Origin of the sequence: Burkholderia plantarii, assembly GCF_001411805.1 — a bacterium.
Taxonomy (GTDB): Bacteria; Pseudomonadota; Gammaproteobacteria; order Burkholderiales; family Burkholderiaceae; genus Burkholderia; species Burkholderia plantarii.
Window position 1 is genome coordinate 1433334 of record NZ_CP007213.1, and the last position, 16481, is coordinate 1449814.

Below are 16481 nucleotides of genomic sequence, written 5' to 3' on the forward strand. Positions count from 1 at the left end.
TGCCGATAAGCATTGCAGCAATCGGGATTTGGCCCGCGCGCGGGTTTGATTACCATCGGCGCTCCGGGCGGACGATCGCGATCGTCCGCCGGCGTCCGTGACCGGTCGAGCGGTACGGCATGGACGTTCCGACGAACCGAACACGGACACCAGGCAACGATGCGACGCGGGCTCCCGACCTCCACCATGATTTCCACGACCGACGAACCGCGCGCCGCGGCCGACGGCACGACCCGGCGCGACTGGCTGAAGGCGGCGGGCGCCGCCGCGACGCTCGCGCTCGCGCGGCCGGCGGGGCTCGCCGGACTCGGCGCGCTGGCCGCGAGCGGTAGCGCGTTCGCCGCTGGCGATGCCGCCACGCTGCGGATCGGCTACCAGAAATACGGCAATTTCGTCGTGCTGAAGGCACGCGGCACGCTCGAGAAGCGGCTCGCGCCGCTTGGCGTGAGCGTGCGCTGGATCGAATTCCCGGGCGGCCCGCAGCTGCTCGAGGGGCTCGCGGCCGGCGCCGTGGACGTCGGCACCGTCGGCGAGACGCCGCCGATCTTCGCGCAGGCCGGCAAGGTGGATTTCGTCTACATCGGCGCCGAGCCGCCCGCGCCGAAGGGCGAGGCGATCGTGGTCCTGCACGATTCGCCGATTCGCGGCGTGGCCGGCCTGCGCGGCAAGAAGGTCGCGCTCAATCGCGGCTCCAACGTCCACTACCTGCTGGTGAAGGCGCTGCAGGCGGCCAGGCTCGACTATCGCGACATCGAGCCCGTCTATCTGGCGCCGGCCGACGGGCGCGCCGCGTTCGAGCAGCACGCGATCGACGCCTGGGTGATCTGGGATCCGTATCTGGCGGCGGTCGAGCGCCAGACCGGCGCGCGCACGCTGGCCAGCGGCGAGGGGCTGGTCCGCAACACGCAGTATTACCTCGCGAGCCGGCCGTTCGCGACGGCGCGGCCCGAGATCGTGCGCGCGGTGCTGGCCGAGATCGACGCGACCGACGTCTGGGCGCGCGATCACGTACCCGAGGTGGCCGCGCAACTCTCGCCGCTGGTCGGGCTCGACGCGCCGACGCTGGAGCTGGCGCTCGGCCGCGCCACCTATCAGGTGGAGCCGGTCACCGACGCGACGTTCGCCTACCAGCAGCAGATCGCCGACGCGTTCACCGCGCTGAAGCTGATTCCGGGCAGGCTCGACGTGACGCAGGCGCGCTGGACGGCGCGCTGAGGCACGGGCTGCGGGTGGGTGCCGGCTTCGTTGCGGATGCAACAAGATGAGGCCGGCGTCCGATGCGCGGGACGGATGAAGCCGGCCCGCGTCATCCACCGGCGCCCGCTCGTGCTGCTTCGCGCGCTGCCCGTCAGGCGCCGGCCGGCTCCGCGCGCTTCGCCGCGAAGTCCCAGCGCTGCGCCTGCCGCGTGTCGACGCGCGCCGGCAGCAGGCCGGCCTTCAGGAACGCGTCGGCGATCTGTTGCTGCTCGCCGAAGTGGTCGGCCGTGACGGCGCGCACCGCGTAGCTGCGCCGCGCGTTGGCGCGCTCGATGGTCGCCGCGTCGAGGCCCCAGATCGGCGCGAGCAGCGCGGCCGCGTCGGCCGGATGGGCGCGCAGCCACTCGCCCGCGCGCGTCAGTTCGTCGAACAGCACTTGCAGCACCGCCGGATGCGCGGCGGCATAGTCGCTCGACGCGAGGTAATAGCGCTGATACGAGGCAAGGCCGGTGCCGTCGGCCAGCACCTTCACGTCGGGGCGGCGGTCCACCGAGGCGACGTAGGGATCCCAGGTGATCCACGCGCCCACGCTGCCGCGCTCGAACGCGGCGCGGCCGTCGGCCGGCGTCAGGTAGTGGACCGACACGTCGGCCGGCGCGAGCCCCGCGCGGGCCAGCGCGGCGAGCAGCAGGTAGTGGCTGCCGGCCGCCTTGGTGGTGGCGATGTCCTTGCCCTTCAGCGCGGCCAGCGTGTCGATGCCGCCGCCGCGCTTGACGAGGATCGCCTGCGCGGCGGGCGACGGCGCTTCCTGCGCGACGTAGACGAAACGCGCGTGCGCGGCCTGCGCGAACACCGGCACCGTGTCGGCCACGTCGGCGCTGAAATCGACGGCGCCCACGTTGAGCGCCTCGGTGAGCGGCAGACCGCTCGCGAACTCGTGCCATTCCACGCGCGTGCGCAGCGGCGCGAGCGCCTGGTCCAGCGTGCCGCGCGCCTTCAGCAGCGTGATCAGCGTCGACGATTTCTGGTAGCCGATCCGCAGCACGCCGGCGGCCGGCTGCTGCGCGCGCGCGAGCGGGCCGGCGGCGGACAGCGCCAGTGCCAGCAGGGAACGGGAGAACGCGCGGCGCGACAGTCGGGACATGAGGCGGATTCCGGATGATCGGGGAAAGGGAATCCGCTACGTTACCGGGTTCGACTGCTGCGGCGAACCGATCATTTCAGCTATCGATTCGAGCGGCGGGACTATCGCGCGCATCGCTCGTCGGAGCCGGGCGCCAGGCTCAGATATCGACCTGGAACGACTTCCACCGATGCATGCGTTCGCGCAGGTCGAAGATCTCGCCGTCGGCGGTGAACGTGCCGTCGCCGCGATGGTGCAGCACGCGGCGCTCGTCGCGCGCGTCGTTGACGCCGGCCGCCACCGCCCGCAGCACGAACAGGTCGTGGCGTTCGGCGAGCGAATCGTCCTCGACCACGCATTCGAGGTTGTAGAGGCAGTCGGCGAGGCGCGGCGCGCGCACGCGCTTCGACGGCGCGGTGGCGAGCCCGAAGCGTTCGAACTTGTCGAGATCGGCGCCGCTGCAGTTGCCGATGTCCACCAGCGCGCCGGCCCAGTCGGCGCCCGGCACCGCGATCACGCATTCGCCGGTGTCGCGCAGCGCCGCGTGGCTGTGGTCCCACGGGCCGATGATCGCGCCGATCAGCGGCGGGGCGTGGCGCATCACCATCATGAAGCCCATCGTCATCACGTTCGGGCGCTCGCCGTCGTGCGTGACGACCAGCACCACCGGGCCGGATTCGAGCATCCGGTAGGCCTTCGACGGATCGGTGTCGCGCATCGCCGGGTCTCCTTGTCGGACGGATGAGGCGAGTCTACGCGCGCGGCGGCGCGCCGGCCTGCCATCGGTGTCGCCACGCAGGCCCGCCCCGGCGACGCCCTCGCTCGCGCAAGGCCGCCACGGCTGGCCGGCGCAGCGCGCCTCGCGCCAGGTCATGGCCGCCGCGAGCATTTCCCGTGCGCCGTGCGAAGGCCCGGCCGCGCCGTGAATCCGCACGCGCGCGATGGTAAATTGGCACCGTTGCGATTCCCGCCTCACGGCCGCCCCCGCATGACCGATCGAACCGACCGCGCGCCGCGGCGTGCCGCCCCGCGGACCGAGGTCCGCATCTGGCGCGCGCCCGAGCTGGCCGCCGAGTTGCTGCTCGGCGACTTTCACGATTTCTCCTACGACGTCCATACGCACGACACGGCCTGCTTCGCGCTGATCACCTCGGGCGCGATCCGGATCCGGATGCGCGGCAGCGAGTTCGTCGCGAAGCAGGGCGACCTCTACGCGATCGACGCCGACGAGCCGCACGCCGGCTGGCCGGTGGACCAGGCCGGCTGGCGCCAGCGCACCGTGTACGTGCGCACCGAGCACCTGCGTTCGCTGCTCTCGGACGAGGCCGGCGGCCGGGCGCGCGGCGCGGTGCTGCGCGGGCCGATCATCGACGATGCGCGGCTCAGCGCGCTGCTGCGACGCGTGCATCACGATTCGGAGACCCAGGGCGGCGACGTGCTGGCGCGCGAGGAACATTACCTGCGCTTCGTCGAGCGGCTGTTCGAACGGCACGTCCACGAGCCGGTCGCGCCGCGCGCGGCGGGCGCCGCGCCGCGTGCCGTGCGTCTCGCGCGCGAGTTCCTCGACCACCGGCTCGACCAGCAGGTGCATCTCGACGAGATCGCGGGCGCGGCGGGACTGCCGATGTTTCGGCTGTTTCGCGCGTTCGAGCGCCATCTCGGCATGAGCCCGCATGCCTACCAGCGGCAGGCGCGGGTGCGCTCGGCGATCGCGCTGATCCGGCTCGGGCGGCCGCTGAGCGAGGTCGCGGCCACCGCCGGCTTCGCCGATCAGGCGCATCTGACGCGTTCGTTCCGGCGCATGATGGGCGTCACACCGGGCGTGTTCCGCGACGCGGCGCTCGGGCGGGCGCCGCGCGGCTGAGTGCAGGTGACGCCGACGGCTTCGGCGCGCCGGCGTCAGCCTTCCTTATTTGAGCAGGCCCAGGTTCGCGACCAGCTTGCCGATCGCCTTGCGCGCGCCCACCAGCGCGATGCCGACGTAGCGCAGATCGGCCGTCGCGACCTCGGCAACGGCGGCGCCGAACGCCGCGTAGTCGGTGGTCTGCTGGCCCTGCACGGGAAAATCGACGACGTCGCAGCCGGCTGCGGCGGCCTTGTCGCGGATCGCGCTCAACGCGTCGGCCTCGGCCGCCAGCACCGTGATGCCGATCGGGATCAGCCCCGGATGCACGAGGCCCGAGGCATCGACGAGCGGCGCGCCGACCAGCGCCGGCTGGCGCTGCCCGACGGTCAGCGCCAGCACGGCGGCGGCGTTGGCCGCGCGGCCCGGCGGCAGCCGGCCGTCGACGACGATCACGCAGCGTTCCGCCAGCAGGGCGGGTTGGGCCGCGGCGAGCGGGAAAACTTCCTGGGTCATGCTTGGGTCCTCCGGAACCGTCTGAAGAGGACGCCATTATTCGGCGCGCCGCGCCGCCGGTCTTGAACGCCATTGCAGCGCCCATGCCGCGCACGCCGTCGCCTGCCGGGCAGGCCGAGGTGGAAGCAAGCGGTGGAAAGCGCCGGGCTCAGTGGCTCCAGAGCTGCCAGAGCAGCGCGACGTTGAGCACGAGGATCAATGCGGTGCAGGCCCAGGTCGCCGCGTGGACCCAGCCGCGTATCCGCCAGCGGCCCATCAGATCAGGATCGGCCGCGAAGCGCACCAGCGGGATCACGGCCAGCGGCAGCTGCAGGCTCAGCACGACCTGGCTCGCCACCAGCAGCTGCGCCGAGCCGTGATCGCCGAACGCGGCCACGGCCACCAGCGCCGGCCCGATCGCGAGCGCGCGCGTGAGGATCGCGCGCCGCGTGGGCGAGATGCGCAGCTTCAGGAAGCCCTCCATCACGATCTGCCCGGCGAGCGTGCCGGTCACGGTGGAGTTGAGCCCGCAGGCGAGCAGCGCCGCGGCGAACAGCAGGCTCGCCCAGCCGCTGCCGACCAGCGGCGCGAGCAGCCGGTGCGCGTCGGCCAGATCGTCCACGCTGGTGTGGCCGCTCGCATGGAACACGGCGGCGGCCACGATCAGCAGCGCCGCGTTGACGACGAACGCGAAACCGAGCGAGCCGAACGTGTCGAAACCGACGCCGCGCATCGTGTCGGCGATCTCGGCGTCGCGCTCGCGGTGGCCGGCGGCGCCGTCGCGCGCGTCATGGCCGCCGCCGGCCGGCGGCGCGTGGCGCTTGACGAGCGCCGAGTGCAGGTAGAGGTTGTGCGGCATCACCGTGGCGCCGACGATGCCGGCCGCGAGCCAGACCATGCCGGCGTTGCGGACCAGCTCGGTGGACGGCACGAAGCCGCCGAGCGCGGCGGCCCAGTCGGGCCGCGCGAGCGCGACCTCGGCCACGAAGCACAGCGCGACGAACAGGATCAGCGCGGCGACGCAGGCCTCGAGCGTGCGGTGGCCGCGCCGCTGCAGCGCGAGCATCGCGAAGGTGCCGACCGCCGAGATCAGCACGCCGGCCAGCAGCGGCACGTGCAGCAGCATCTGCAAGGCCACCGCGCAGCCCACCACCTCGGCCACGTCGCAGGCGATGATCGCGGCCTCGGTGGCGAGCCAGAGCGCGAGCGTGGCGCGCGGCGAGAGCCGTTCCCGGCACAGCTCGGCCAGATCGCGCCCGGTCACCACGCCGACCCGCGCGGCCACCCATTGCAGCAGCACGGCGATCACGCTCGCGAGCGCGACCACGCTGAGCAACTGATAGCCGAACTGCGCGCCGCCCGCCAGCGCGGTGGCCCAGTTGCCCGGATCCATGTAGCCGACCGCGACCAGCGCGCCGGCCCCGGCGTAGCGGGTCCATGGCGTGGGCGGGCGAAGGGGGCGCACGGGCGAGGGCAGGGAGGGCATTAGCGGGTCGGGCATCGGTCGGGGTCCGGCTGCAATCGGAAGAATAGCGGCACGCCGCAGTGAGTTTTGATAATGATAATTATTCTCATTCGTATCTGGCAATGAAAAATATCGATTTCCTCGATAGCGGTGCCGGCATCGGGAATGGGGAGTGATCGCTAGGACGCGCCGGGAGCGGGTGGCGTGATGGGGGAAGCGGTGCCGGGCAGCGGGCGGACGGCGGCGATCGTGGCGGATGCCGGAAATCACGGCGCAAGGCTCGAGCCTGCCGGGGAACGTCCCTCGTCGGATCAATCGAAGGACGGCGCGCGTGCCGGGTAGTGGCGAGGCGGGCGGTTCGCGTGCGTCGCGCGAGCGGCGCGAAGCGGGGTAGCGGGGTAGCGGGGCAGCGGGGCAAGCGCCGGGCGGGCGGCCCGGATGCGCCCGCCCGCCCGGCTACCCGGTCGCGTCAGGCTTGCGCGCGCCGCGCCTCGTAGGCGCAGAGATTCGCGTAGGCCACGCGCAGCAGCGACAGCGTGGTGGCGTCGTGCTGTTCGAGCCCGCCGCGCGAGATCAGGTCGCCCACCACGTGCGCGGCCTCGATCGGCGCGCCGTTGAGCATGTCGCGCAGCATCGAGGCCGTCATCGGCGAACCGGGCGCGTAGAGCATCGCGGTGGCGCGTTCGATGGTGGCCGCGCCGGCCGCGAAGCCGTTGTGGCGCGCGATCGACAGGCATTCGTCGAAGATCGAGCCGATCAGCCGCTTGCCGTCCGGCGCGGCGAGGATCTCGCCGAGCGAGGCGCGGCAGAGCGTGGTGCTGCAGGCGAGCGTGGCGAGGAACACCCACTTGTCCCACATCCGCTGGCGGATCGCCTCGTCGGCCTGCACCTCGAAGCCGGCGCCCGACAGCTCGCCGAGGATTGCCGTCACGCGTGCGTCGGGGCCGCCCGCGAGCGCGCCGAACGTGATCGCGTGCAGTTCGTTCAGGTGCGCGATCTCGTGGCGTTCGTTCAGCGTCGCCGCGATCACGCACTGGCCGCCCAGCACGCGCGCCTCGCCGAACTGCCGGGTCAGCACGTCGATGTGGCGCATGCCGTTGAGCAGCGGCAGGATCCGCGTGTCCGGGCCGACCGCCGGCGCGAACGAGGCGATCGCGCCGTCGAGGCCGTAGGCCTTGCAGCTCAGCACGATCAGGTCGTAGTGGCCGTCGATCGCGGCGGCGTCCACGGTCTTCACGTCGGCCAGCGTCAGGTCGCCGTGCGGGCTGCGGATCACCAGCCCGTCCGCATGCAGTTGCGCGGCGCGGGCGGGGCGCACCAGAAACGAGACGTCGCGGCCCGCGTTCGCGAGCCGCCCGCCGAAATACCCGCCGACGGCGCCGGCGCCTACTATCAGAATTCGCATCGTCACTCCAGGGTGGATCGGTGGCGCCGGGCAGGGCCGGCACCATCGAGGATTGTCGCAGACCGGGCCGGCTCGTGCCGCGAGCTTGGGTGGGCACGAGCGCGGATGCACGACGGGCCCGGGGGGGCAAAGGTGACGAATCCGGTGGTGGTTGCCCGGAAGCCTGCCGCGCTTCCGGCGCGACGGGGAGCGGCCGGGCGGACGGCGAGCGGTGACGACCGGACCAGCTGCGATGACGAAATGCGCCGCCGGCGCAGCCCGGCGGCGGTCCGGTTCGGGCGCGCACGCGTTCAGCGGCGCCGTGATACCGTCTCGACGGGACGCGGCACGATGGCCGGCCGGCACCGGCAGGCGGCGTGCCGCGCGATCGTGAGCGAATGCGGACGGCCGCGCGGCGGCCGGCGGGCAGCGGAGGATGGTGGCTTGATGCGGATCTTTGCGTTATCGGACATCCACGTCGATTTCGACGGCAACGCGGAGTGGGTCGCGTCGCTGTCGCGCGACGACTATCGCGACGACGTGCTGATCCTGGCCGGCGACGTGTCCGACCTGGCCGGCCGGCTCGAACAGTGCCTCGACGCGTTCGCGAGCCGGTTTCGCCAGGTGTTCTTCGTGCCGGGCAACCACGATCTCTGGGTGATCCGCGACGCACCGGCCATGACGTCGCTCGACAAGTTCGAGCAGGTCGCGCGCATCGTCGAGAACTGCGGCGCGACGATGCGCGCCGGCGTGGTGGGCGGCGTCTCGATCGTGCCGCTGTTCGGCTGGTACGACGGATCGTTCGGCCTGCCCGGCCCCGAGCTGACCGACGCGTGGATGGATTTCCACGCCTGCCGCTGGCCCGCCGGATGGTCCGCCGGGCACATCACCGAGCACTTCATCGGCAGCAACGAGCCGGTCGCGCCGCGCGCCGGCGCGCTCACCATCACGTTCTCGCACTTCCTGCCGCGCATCGACCTGATGCCCGACTACATCCCGCAAGCACGCCGCATGCTCTATCCGGTGCTCGGCAGCAGCCGGATCGAGGCGTTGATCCGGCGTGTCGACTCCGACATCCACGTGTACGGCCACAGCCACGTCAATCGCGACGTGTCGATCGACGGCATCCGCTACGTCAACAACGCGTTCGGCTATCCGCACGAGACGCGGATCACGCAGAAGGCGTTGAAGTGCATTCATGAGGTGGGTTGAGGGCGGCGAGCCGGGTCGGCTCGATTACCGGATGTGTAACCAGTAAAATAAATATTGAAAAGTTACTTGATCTGGTTAAAATGGGCGCCTCCTCGGTCGGCGGAGGTGCTTGGACGCTCATGAGGCAATGCCACCGGCATCGCTCGCGGATGGGCTCCGATGCACGCATGCCAATGATCAGGATGACGAAACGATCGATTCGGAGCAGGCGATAAATGGCCGGCACCCGGATCGCGATCCGGCTGATCCGGTGCGTCCGGCGACGACGGACGCCGGATTCCGCGACGATGGCTTCGCTGCCATCGTCGCAACGATTTATCTCGAAATTTTCATCGAACGGAAACGACATGCGCGGCGATCCTCCCACGACGCATTACCCCACCACCCGCGAGGCGGGCGGCGCCGCGATCGCGCCGCCAGTCAAGGCCGCCGAAACGGGTGCGTCCGGCGGCCGGCGGGGCGAATGGAGCCTGATCGTCGCGATCGTGCTGGTGGCGATCAACCTGCGGCCCGGGATCGTCTCGATCGGCCCGGTGCTGCCCGCGATCCAGCACGAATTCGGCGTTTCGCACGCCACCGCCTCGCTGCTGACGGCGATTCCCGACCTGCTGATGGGCCTGCTCGCGCTGCCCACGCCATGGCTCGCGCGCCGCTTCGGCCGCAACGCGGTGCTGCTGGCCGCGCTGGTGCTGCTGTCGATCGCCAGCGTGGCGCGGGCGTTCGCGCCGGACACGTCCGTGCTGCTGGCGACGACGGTGGGCGTCGGCGCCGGCATCGCGATCTCCGGCGCGCTGTTCGGCGGCCTGATCAAGGCGAAATTTCCGACCCGCGCGGCGATGTTGATGGGCCTCTACGCCACGGCGCTGTCGTTTGGCAGCACGATCGCGGCGGCGGCCACCGGCTTCGTCGCGGCCCACGCGGGCAGCTGGCGCGCCGGGGTCGGCATCTGGGGCGTGCTCGGCATCGTCGCGATCGCCGGGGCGCGGCTGGCGGCGCGCCCGGACGGCCGCGACGCGAAGCCGGCCAGCGCCGCGCGCGCGCCTCGGCTGCCGTTCCGGAATCCGAAAGCGTGGCTCGTCGCGCTCTATTTCGCCTGCGACAACCTGCTGTTCTACGCGCTGCTGTCGTGGCTGTCGCCCGCCTGTCGCGAGCGCGGCCTGTCCGCCGAACATGCCGGCCTCGTGCTGGCCGCGTTCATGGCCGTGTTCACTGTCGCGAACCCGCTCATCGGCGCGCTGAGCCGCAAGCACGACCGGCGCGGCTGGCTGCTGCTCTGCGCGGCGTTGACCACGGCCGGGCTGGCCGGCATCGCGTGGCTGCCCGCGGACTGGCCGCTGCTGTGGGTGGCGCTGGCCGCCGCCGGCCTCGCGGGCGGCTTCACGCTCGGCATGACGCTGCCGCTCGACAACACGCACGGCGCCGACGAAGCGAACAGCTGGAACGCGTTCGTGCTTCTGGTGGGCTATCTGATCGCCGCGTGCGGGCCGTTCGCGGTCGGCATCCTGCGTGACCGCACCGGCAGTTTCGATCTGCCGATGGCGTGCCTGGTCGGCGTGGGCGTGGCGATGGCGCTGCTCGCGCCGTTCCTGAAGCCGCGCGTCGCGGGTTGACGGCCGCGTTCGCGCGGGCCGGCGCCGGGCCGCGATCGGCGAGGCCCGTGCGGCGCCATAACTCGTTGCGGATACAACCGGAAACGCTCATGCCGGCATGGCCGTCTCGGCATCGCGCGCGGCCGGCTTCGGCCGTGCCACGCCGGCCTCCACCATGCCGCGCAGGTCGAACCCGGAAGGATGCTGGTAGACGCGCAGCCCGAACTCGGGCAGCACGGCCAGCAGGTGATCGAAGATGTCGCCCTGGATCGACTCGTAGTCGAGCCAGGTGGTGGTGTCGGTGAAGCAGTAGAGTTCCAGCGGAATGCCCTCGGCCGTGGGCGGCAGCTGGCGTGCCATGCAGGTCATGCCGCGATGGATGCGCGGGTGCCGCTGCAGGTAGTTGTCGCAATAGGCGCGGAACGTGCCGAGGTTGGTCAGCTGCCGGCGGTTGCCCATCCATTCGCCGTCGGCGCCGAGCGAGTCGTTCCATTCGGCGAGCGTGTCGAGCTTGCCTTCCAGATAGGTCTTCAACAGCATGAAGCGTTCGAGCCGCTCGATTTCCTCGTGCGCGAGGAAGCGCACGCTGGTCGCGTCGACGAACAGCGAGCGCTTGATGCGCCGGCCGCCCGATTCGGTCATGCCGCGCCAGTTCTGGTAGCTCTCGGTGATCAGCTTCCAGGTCGGAATCGTGATGATGGTGCGGTCGAAGTTCGACACCTTGACGGTGTTCAGCGTGATGTCGATCACGTCGCCGTCGGCGCCCGCGCTCGGCATCGTGATCCAGTCGCCGATCCGCAGCATGTCGTTCGACGAGAGCTGCACGCCGGCCACGAGGCCGAGGATGGTGTCCTTGAAGATCAGCATCAGCACCGCCGACATCGCGCCGATCCCCGACAGCAGCAGCCCGATCTGCTTGCCGGTGACGGTGCCGATCACCACCAGCGTGGCGGTGATGAACATCGCGAGCTTGACGAGCTGCATGGCGCCCTTGAGCGAGAGCGTCGGCCGCGTGCGGGTGGTGCGGTGCAGGTGCTCGACGGCGGACAGCACCGCGCTGACCAGCATCGTGACGAGGAACACGACGATCGCGAACAGCAGCTTGTCGACCAGCTGCGCGGCCGATTCGGGGAGGTTCGGGATGGTGCGCAAGCCGAGCTGGAACACCACGAACGGCACCAGCCGCGACAGCCACTTGAACGCGCCGAACTGGAACAGTACGTCGTCGAAGCGCGTCGGCGAGCGCTGCGCGAACTTCGCGACCACGCGGAACAGCAGGAAGCGCACGGCACCGCCGATCGCGCACGACACGGCCAGCAGGATCAGACAGCCGACGAGCGGCGAAAACCAGGATGCATTCATTGACTTGCTATCGAAACGGATGAAACGGACAGGACGGACGCAGCGCACCGGGCCACGCGGGCGCGGTGGCGGCGGCGAAGGGTATCCGTAATCGACCGCGCGGGCGTCCGCAAGGTTCCGGCTCATCTTTCGAAACGCCGATGCCGCCGGTGTTGTCGCCGCCGCGCCGGTTGCGCCGGCCGTGTGCGGCCCGCGATCCTACCCGGTTTTTCGGCGCGGCTTGCCGGGGCGGCGGGAAGCGAATGGGCGTCCGGCGAATCGGGGGGAGGCGGCGGCATCCGGCAGCACGAGCCGCGCGGTCCGGGACCGCCCGCCGCCTCGAGCGTTGCTTACTTCACGCAGTCGAGCGCGTAGCCGAGCGCCGGCGCCAGCAACCGGCGCCAGACGTCCCAGGTGTGGCCGCCGTCGACGATGCGCAGCTCGGCCGGGCTTCTCGCGCGCCGCAGGCTGGTGTAGAGCGTGCTCGATTCGGCCTGGATCGACAGATCGTCGTCGCCGGCCGCGATGAATACCGGCACGCGCCACGCTTGCGCGAGATAGTCGCGCAGCAACGGCGGATAGTTCAGCGCGTGCCAGACCTGCGGGTCGAACCGGTGGTCGCCGAACACGCCCACATAGCGCGCGGCCGAGCCCGGCGGCGGCTCGTCGGCGTAGATCGCCGGGCTCAGCAGCAGCGCGCCGCAGAACCGGTCCGGCGCCATCAGCGCGAAGCGCAGCGCGCCGTAGCCGCCCATCGACACGCCGCCGATCGTACGGCCCGCGCGCTGGTTCGATACCGCGTAATGGGCCTCGACGTCGGGCAGCAGATCCTCGAGGAACGCCGTCTGCATCGGTTCCTTGCGATCGACGTACCAGTCGGTGCCGGCCTGCGGCATGACGATCACCACCGGTGCGATTTCGTGCCGCGCGATCAGCGCGTCGGCGGTCAGTTGCAGGCGGCCCTGCGTGATCCAGTCGTTCGCGTTGGCGGCGTTGCCGTGCAGCAGGTACAGCACCGGATGGCGTGGCCCGTCGTCGCGATAGCCGGGCGGCAGATAGACCGTGTACGACCAGTCGCGTTGCAGCGTCGCCGAGCGGAACGTGCGCGTGACGATGCTGCTGCCGGGCGGCGCGAGCGCGCCGAGGCGCGTGGCCGCGCGCGGCGCGGGTGCGTTGCCGGCGGCGTTGGCGTGCGCCGGCGCGGGGCGCAGCGCGGCGAGGGCGATCAGCACGATGAGCACGCGTGACGCGGTGGCCGGCGTGGGCCGCAAGGCGCGCCACGTCCCGGCGCCGGCGCGCGCGATCAGGATCCGGCGACGCACGGCACGCAGCAGCGCGGCGCGGCGAGCCCGGGCGGCTCGCCGCGCGATGTCGGAACCGCCGCCCCGCGCCTCGGGCGTCGGCGCCGCCGCGACGCGCGCGCGCTCGGGCCCGGGCGTGCGGCGCGCCGCGCCGCGACGCGGGAAAGGAATGCGCATGAAAGCCATCGCCGCCGCCGCTCAGTGCCGCGAGCCGAGGAACGGCAGCCGCGCGGCGAGCGGGCCGTAGAGCTTCGCGACCAGATAGAGCAGGCCGATCGCGACGGCATCGGCGGTCAGGCCGAGCGGCACGTCGAGGTAGCCGTCGGTCTCCCAGTAGAGCACCGAGTCCACCGACAGCGAGATCGCCGTGCCCGCCACGAAGCAGAGCAGCCCCTGGCGGCCGATCGTGCCGATCCACGGCAGCATGCTCGCCACCTTGTGCATCCAGCCGAGGTGGACCAGCTTGGCCGCGAGCCAGGCGATCGCGAGGAAATTGACGAGCCGCAGCGGGCCGAGGTTCTGCTTGATCGCCGGATCGGTCGGGAACGGCTCGATGCGCAGCCGGTAATAGGCGCCCGCCGCGACCACGGCCACCGCCAGCGCCGTCACCACCACGCCGCGCGGCTGCCGCGACAGCGACGCGTAGACCGGCTGGCAGCGCGACAGCGCCCCGAGCACGAACAGGAACTGCCACGCGAACGGGTTGAAATCCCACGGCATGCCGTCCACGGCCGGCAGGTAGCCGGCGATGCGTCGCGCCGACAGCCAGGCCAGCAGGCTGACGGCCAGCAGCAGCCACGGCTTGTCGCGCGCGAGCGGCAGCGCCAGCGGCACCAGCGCCGCGAAGAACGCGTACATCGGCAGCACCGAGGCCAGATAAGGCTGGCGGCGGAACAGCAGGATGTCGCGCAGCGCCGCGAACGGGCGGTGCATGAGCCCTTCGAGGTCGTTGGTCGGCATGTTCGGGCCGTCGATCGCGAGCGCGCCGAGCACCGCCGTGATCAGCAGCATCAGCCCGGCCGTGATCAGGAACGCGCGGTAGATCTCGAACGCGCGGCGGATGAAGCGCTGCCGCGCGACCGCTTCCGTCTGCCGTTCGGCCAGCGAGTTGTAGGCGATCGCGGTGGCGAAGCCGCCGAGGAACACGAACACCTCGGCCGCGTCGCAGAGCGCGTAGGCGTGCAGCGTCACGCGCGACAGGATGCTGCCGCCGATATGGTCGACCATGATCACGAGCAGCACCAGCCCGCGAAAGAAGTCGAGCTCGGCGAACCGGCCGGGCCGGCTGGCCGGCGGCGTGCTCATGCGGGGCGGCGCCGGGCGGCGCGCGACGGACGAGCGAAGCGGAGCGCGACGGCGGCGCGGCGCGGCGGAAAAATCGGCATGAAGCGGGTGGCGGGGAGCGGAAACGGACGTGATTGTGCCACCGCCGGGGCGGCGTCTGCAGATCGGGCGGTGGTGTGGCGGTGGCATGGGCCGGGCGCGCGTGCGCGGCGGTGCGCGGAAGCCGTGCCGGAGCGATGATCAGGCCGCGGTCGGGCAACGTTCAGACGGCGATCGGGAGCGGGTTGGGCGGTGATCGATGATCGGGCGGCGATTGGACGGCAAGGCGCGGCGGTCGCCGGCGGTCGCGGCAGCCGGCGGCATGGTGGCCGGCCGCCACCATGCCGGTGCCGGGGCCGGTGCCGGGGCGTCGATGCGTCGCGCGAACGCAGCCGTCGGTGCGGCGGTCAACCACCCGGCCACCCGGCCACCCGGCCACCCCGGCCACCCCGGCCACCCCGGCCACCCCGGCCACCCCGGCCACCCCGGCGGCACGCGGCCGGCACCTGCCTGGCCGCGGCAAGCCGGCCGCGCGGGCCGTGACGTGTTGCCGGCTTGACGGCGCCCAATTCGGTGCATGGCAAGTTGGCAATACGCAACGGCCCCGACCGGCCGTTCGAACGACATGGACGGCGCCATCGCACCGTGACACACTTCCCGATCATTGATGGCGCCGCCGCATTGCCGATCGCCTCTCGCCGATCGCGTCGTGGCCGGCCGCCCGATTTCCCGATTTTCGAGGTCCGACGGACGGAGCCGCGCCGAGCGGTCCGCCGCGCGGTGCCAGTTTTCCGGTTCGGAGACTGTCGACGATGAACAAGCACCTGCTGCCCGCCGCCGTCGCCATGGCGATGGCGGCGCCCGTCTTCGCACAGACCAGCGTCACGCTGTACGGCGTGATCGACGAAGGCTTCAACTACACCAGCAACGTCGGCGTCAACGGGACCAACCACAGCGTCTACGCGCTCGCGAGCGGCTATGCGCAGCGCAGCAGCTGGGGCCTGCGCGGTGCCGAAGACCTGGGCGGCGGGCTGAAGGCGATCTTCACGCTGGAAAGCGGTTTCGACGTCAACAACGGCAGCCTTTCCAACGGCGGCCGGCTGTTCGGGCGCCAGGCATTCGTCGGGCTCACGCACGCGCAGTACGGCGCGCTGACGCTGGGCCGGCAATACGACTCGGTGGTCGACTATCTCGCGCCGCTGACGGCCGCCGGCAGCTGGGGCGGCATGCTGATGTCGCATCCGTTCGACAACGACAACGTCGACAACACCGCGCGCGCCAACAACAGCGTCAAGTATGCGAGCCCCGATTTCGGCGGGCTCACGTTCGGCGGCGCGTACAGCTTCAGCAACGGCACCGGCTTCGCGAACAACCGCGAGTACAGCGCCGGCGCGCAGTACGCGTTCGGCGGCCTGCAGGTGGGCGCGGCCTACCTCGAGGCCGACAACCCGGGCCGCACCGCCGACGGCGCGGCCGCCGCCGGCGACACGAACTTCGTCGCCGACCGGATGCGGACCTTCGGCGGCGGCGTGAACTACACGTTCGGCGGCGCGACCGTCGGCTTCGTCTATACGAAGACCGACCTGAAGAACCCGGTGGCCACCGTCTACCTGCCGGCCAGCACGCTGTCCGGGCTCGGCCTGACGGCCACCCGGTTCGACAACTTCGAGGTCAACGGCAAGTACCAGCTCACGCCGGCGTTTTTCATGGGCGCGCAATACACCTACACGAGCGGCACGTTCGATACCGCCGACGGCGGGGCGAAGCCGCATTACCACACGATCGGGCTGATGGCCGACTACAGCCTCTCCAAGCAGACCGACGTCTACCTGCAGGGTGCCTGGCAGCGCGTGGGCGGCGACCATGCCGGCAGCGTCGTCGACGGCGGTTATCTGGTCGGCACCGACGGGCCGTCCGCCACGTCGAGCCAGTTCTCGGTGCGCGCCGCGATCCGGCACAAGTTCTGATCCGCGCGGCGGGATCCCCCCGGCCCGCGCGGCCGGGGCGGGCATGCCGGCCGCTTTTTCCCGATTTCGTTTCGCCTGAAGGCGCGTGCGCCCGCATTCGCTCGACGCGCTTTTTCGAGCAATAAGCAACTAACGGTCTAGCCAAACCAATACCGTCGACGCCGCTGCGCGGCGGCCACCCCGTCCACAGGAGCGAGGCCCGGCCGGCCCGCCTGAGTCGGACTCAGGTAAAGCCAGATGG

General features: G+C 71.4%; 14 protein-coding genes. 5 read left to right on the forward strand and 9 right to left on the reverse strand.

The annotated features are described in order from the left end of the window. Positions 1–189: 189 nt before the first annotated feature. Entirely contained in the window at positions 190–1215 is a 1026-nt protein-coding gene (locus tag bpln_RS23420; RefSeq protein WP_420807384.1) for a sulfonate ABC transporter substrate-binding protein, read from the forward strand. A gap of 133 nt (positions 1216–1348) precedes the next feature. Here the strand turns inward: bpln_RS23420 and bpln_RS23425 are convergent, their stop codons facing one another. Beyond that, the gene (locus tag bpln_RS23425; protein ID WP_042627647.1) at positions 1349–2341 is read right to left on the reverse strand and encodes an aliphatic sulfonate ABC transporter substrate-binding protein; all 993 of its coding nucleotides are present in this window, start codon (positions 2339–2341) and stop codon (positions 1349–1351) included. A gap of 139 nt (positions 2342–2480) precedes the next feature. Continuing rightward, on the reverse strand, positions 2481–3038 hold the full coding sequence (locus bpln_RS23430; RefSeq protein WP_042629354.1) for a flavin reductase family protein: 558 nt from the start codon (positions 3036–3038) through the stop codon (positions 2481–2483). 270 nt (positions 3039–3308) lie between these two features. On the opposite strand from bpln_RS23430, the gene bpln_RS23435 reads away from it, so the two are divergent. Further along, a complete protein-coding gene (locus bpln_RS23435; protein ID WP_055140145.1) occupies positions 3309–4184 on the forward strand; it encodes a helix-turn-helix transcriptional regulator in 876 nt (291 codons plus the stop codon). Between the two features lie 45 nt (positions 4185–4229). Here bpln_RS23435 and bpln_RS23440 read toward each other — a convergent pair whose 3' ends face one another. The 3 genes from bpln_RS23440 to panE form a co-directional block, all read right to left on the reverse strand. Further along, entirely contained in the window at positions 4230–4679 is a 450-nt protein-coding gene (locus bpln_RS23440) for a DUF2000 domain-containing protein (protein ID WP_042627649.1), read from the reverse strand. 148 nt (positions 4680–4827) lie between these two features. Continuing rightward, positions 4828–6159: an Nramp family divalent metal transporter gene (locus bpln_RS23445; RefSeq protein WP_055140146.1), complete on the reverse strand. Its 1332-nt coding sequence runs from the start codon at positions 6157–6159 to the stop codon at positions 4828–4830. Positions 6160–6592: 433 nt separating this feature from the next. After that, complete coding sequence (panE, locus tag bpln_RS23450; RefSeq protein ID WP_042627651.1) at positions 6593–7528, reverse strand: 2-dehydropantoate 2-reductase; 936 nt, start codon at positions 7526–7528, stop codon at positions 6593–6595. A gap of 426 nt (positions 7529–7954) precedes the next feature. Here panE and bpln_RS23455 point away from each other — a divergent pair, with 426 nt between their 5' ends. After that, positions 7955–8719 (forward strand): metallophosphoesterase family protein, encoded by a 765-nt coding sequence (locus bpln_RS23455; RefSeq protein ID WP_055141189.1) that lies wholly within the window; start codon positions 7955–7957, stop codon positions 8717–8719. Here bpln_RS23455 and bpln_RS36015 read toward each other — a convergent pair. After that, on the reverse strand, positions 8679–9068 hold the full coding sequence (locus bpln_RS36015; protein WP_148654141.1) for a hypothetical protein: 390 nt from the start codon (positions 9066–9068) through the stop codon (positions 8679–8681). The genes bpln_RS23455 and bpln_RS36015 overlap by 41 nt on opposite strands. On the opposite strand from bpln_RS36015, the gene bpln_RS23460 reads away from it, so the two are divergent. Next, entirely contained in the window at positions 9067–10329 is a 1263-nt protein-coding gene (locus tag bpln_RS23460) for an MFS transporter (RefSeq protein ID WP_175937896.1), read from the forward strand. The two genes, bpln_RS36015 and bpln_RS23460, sit on opposite strands and share 2 nt — an antisense overlap. Positions 10330–10416: 87 nt before the next feature. Here the strand turns inward: bpln_RS23460 and bpln_RS23465 are convergent, their stop codons facing one another. From bpln_RS23465 to bpln_RS23475, 3 genes are all read right to left on the reverse strand, one after another. Further along, positions 10417–11670, reverse strand: a complete 1254-nt coding sequence (locus bpln_RS23465) for a mechanosensitive ion channel family protein (RefSeq protein WP_042627652.1) — start codon at positions 11668–11670, stop codon at positions 10417–10419. A 329-nt stretch (positions 11671–11999) separates the two neighbouring features. Continuing rightward, positions 12000–12890 carry an alpha/beta hydrolase gene (locus tag bpln_RS23470; RefSeq protein ID WP_063891365.1) on the reverse strand — a complete coding sequence of 297 codons (891 nt, stop codon included), beginning with the start codon at positions 12888–12890 and terminating at the stop codon, positions 12000–12002. Positions 12891–13148: 258 nt separating this feature from the next. Next, entirely contained in the window at positions 13149–14255 is a 1107-nt protein-coding gene (locus tag bpln_RS23475; protein ID WP_042627653.1) for an OpgC domain-containing protein, read from the reverse strand. Between the two features lie 830 nt (positions 14256–15085). On the opposite strand from bpln_RS23475, the gene bpln_RS23480 reads away from it, so the two are divergent. Beyond that, positions 15086–16240, forward strand: a complete 1155-nt coding sequence (locus bpln_RS23480; protein ID WP_055140147.1) for a porin — start codon at positions 15086–15088, stop codon at positions 16238–16240. Positions 16241–16481 lie beyond the last annotated feature (241 nt).

Bases quoted from the DNA above. Each gene is read 5' to 3' on its own strand.
- bpln_RS23475 (WP_042627653.1), bottom strand. From the start codon at position 14,255: ATGAGCACGCCGCCGGCCAGCCGGCCCGGCCGGTTCGCCGAGCTCGAC.
- bpln_RS23445 (WP_055140146.1), bottom strand. From the start codon at position 6,159: ATGCCCGACCCGCTAATGCCCTCCCTGCCCTCGCCCGTGCGCCCCCTT.
- bpln_RS23440 (WP_042627649.1), bottom strand. From the start codon at position 4,679: ATGACCCAGGAAGTTTTCCCGCTCGCCGCGGCCCAACCCGCCCTGCTG.
- bpln_RS36015 (WP_148654141.1), bottom strand. From the start codon at position 9,068: ATGTCGTTTCCGTTCGATGAAAATTTCGAGATAAATCGTTGCGACGAT.
- bpln_RS23465 (WP_042627652.1), bottom strand. From the start codon at position 11,670: ATGAATGCATCCTGGTTTTCGCCGCTCGTCGGCTGTCTGATCCTGCTG.
- panE (WP_042627651.1), bottom strand. From the start codon at position 7,528: ATGCGAATTCTGATAGTAGGCGCCGGCGCCGTCGGCGGGTATTTCGGC.
- bpln_RS23460 (WP_175937896.1), top strand. From the start codon at position 9,067: ATGCGCGGCGATCCTCCCACGACGCATTACCCCACCACCCGCGAGGCG.
- bpln_RS23425 (WP_042627647.1), bottom strand. From the start codon at position 2,341: ATGTCCCGACTGTCGCGCCGCGCGTTCTCCCGTTCCCTGCTGGCACTG.
- bpln_RS23430 (WP_042629354.1), bottom strand. From the start codon at position 3,038: ATGCGCGACACCGATCCGTCGAAGGCCTACCGGATGCTCGAATCCGGC.
- bpln_RS23435 (WP_055140145.1), top strand. From the start codon at position 3,309: ATGACCGATCGAACCGACCGCGCGCCGCGGCGTGCCGCCCCGCGGACC.
- bpln_RS23455 (WP_055141189.1), top strand. From the start codon at position 7,955: ATGCGGATCTTTGCGTTATCGGACATCCACGTCGATTTCGACGGCAAC.
- bpln_RS23480 (WP_055140147.1), top strand. From the start codon at position 15,086: ATGAACAAGCACCTGCTGCCCGCCGCCGTCGCCATGGCGATGGCGGCG.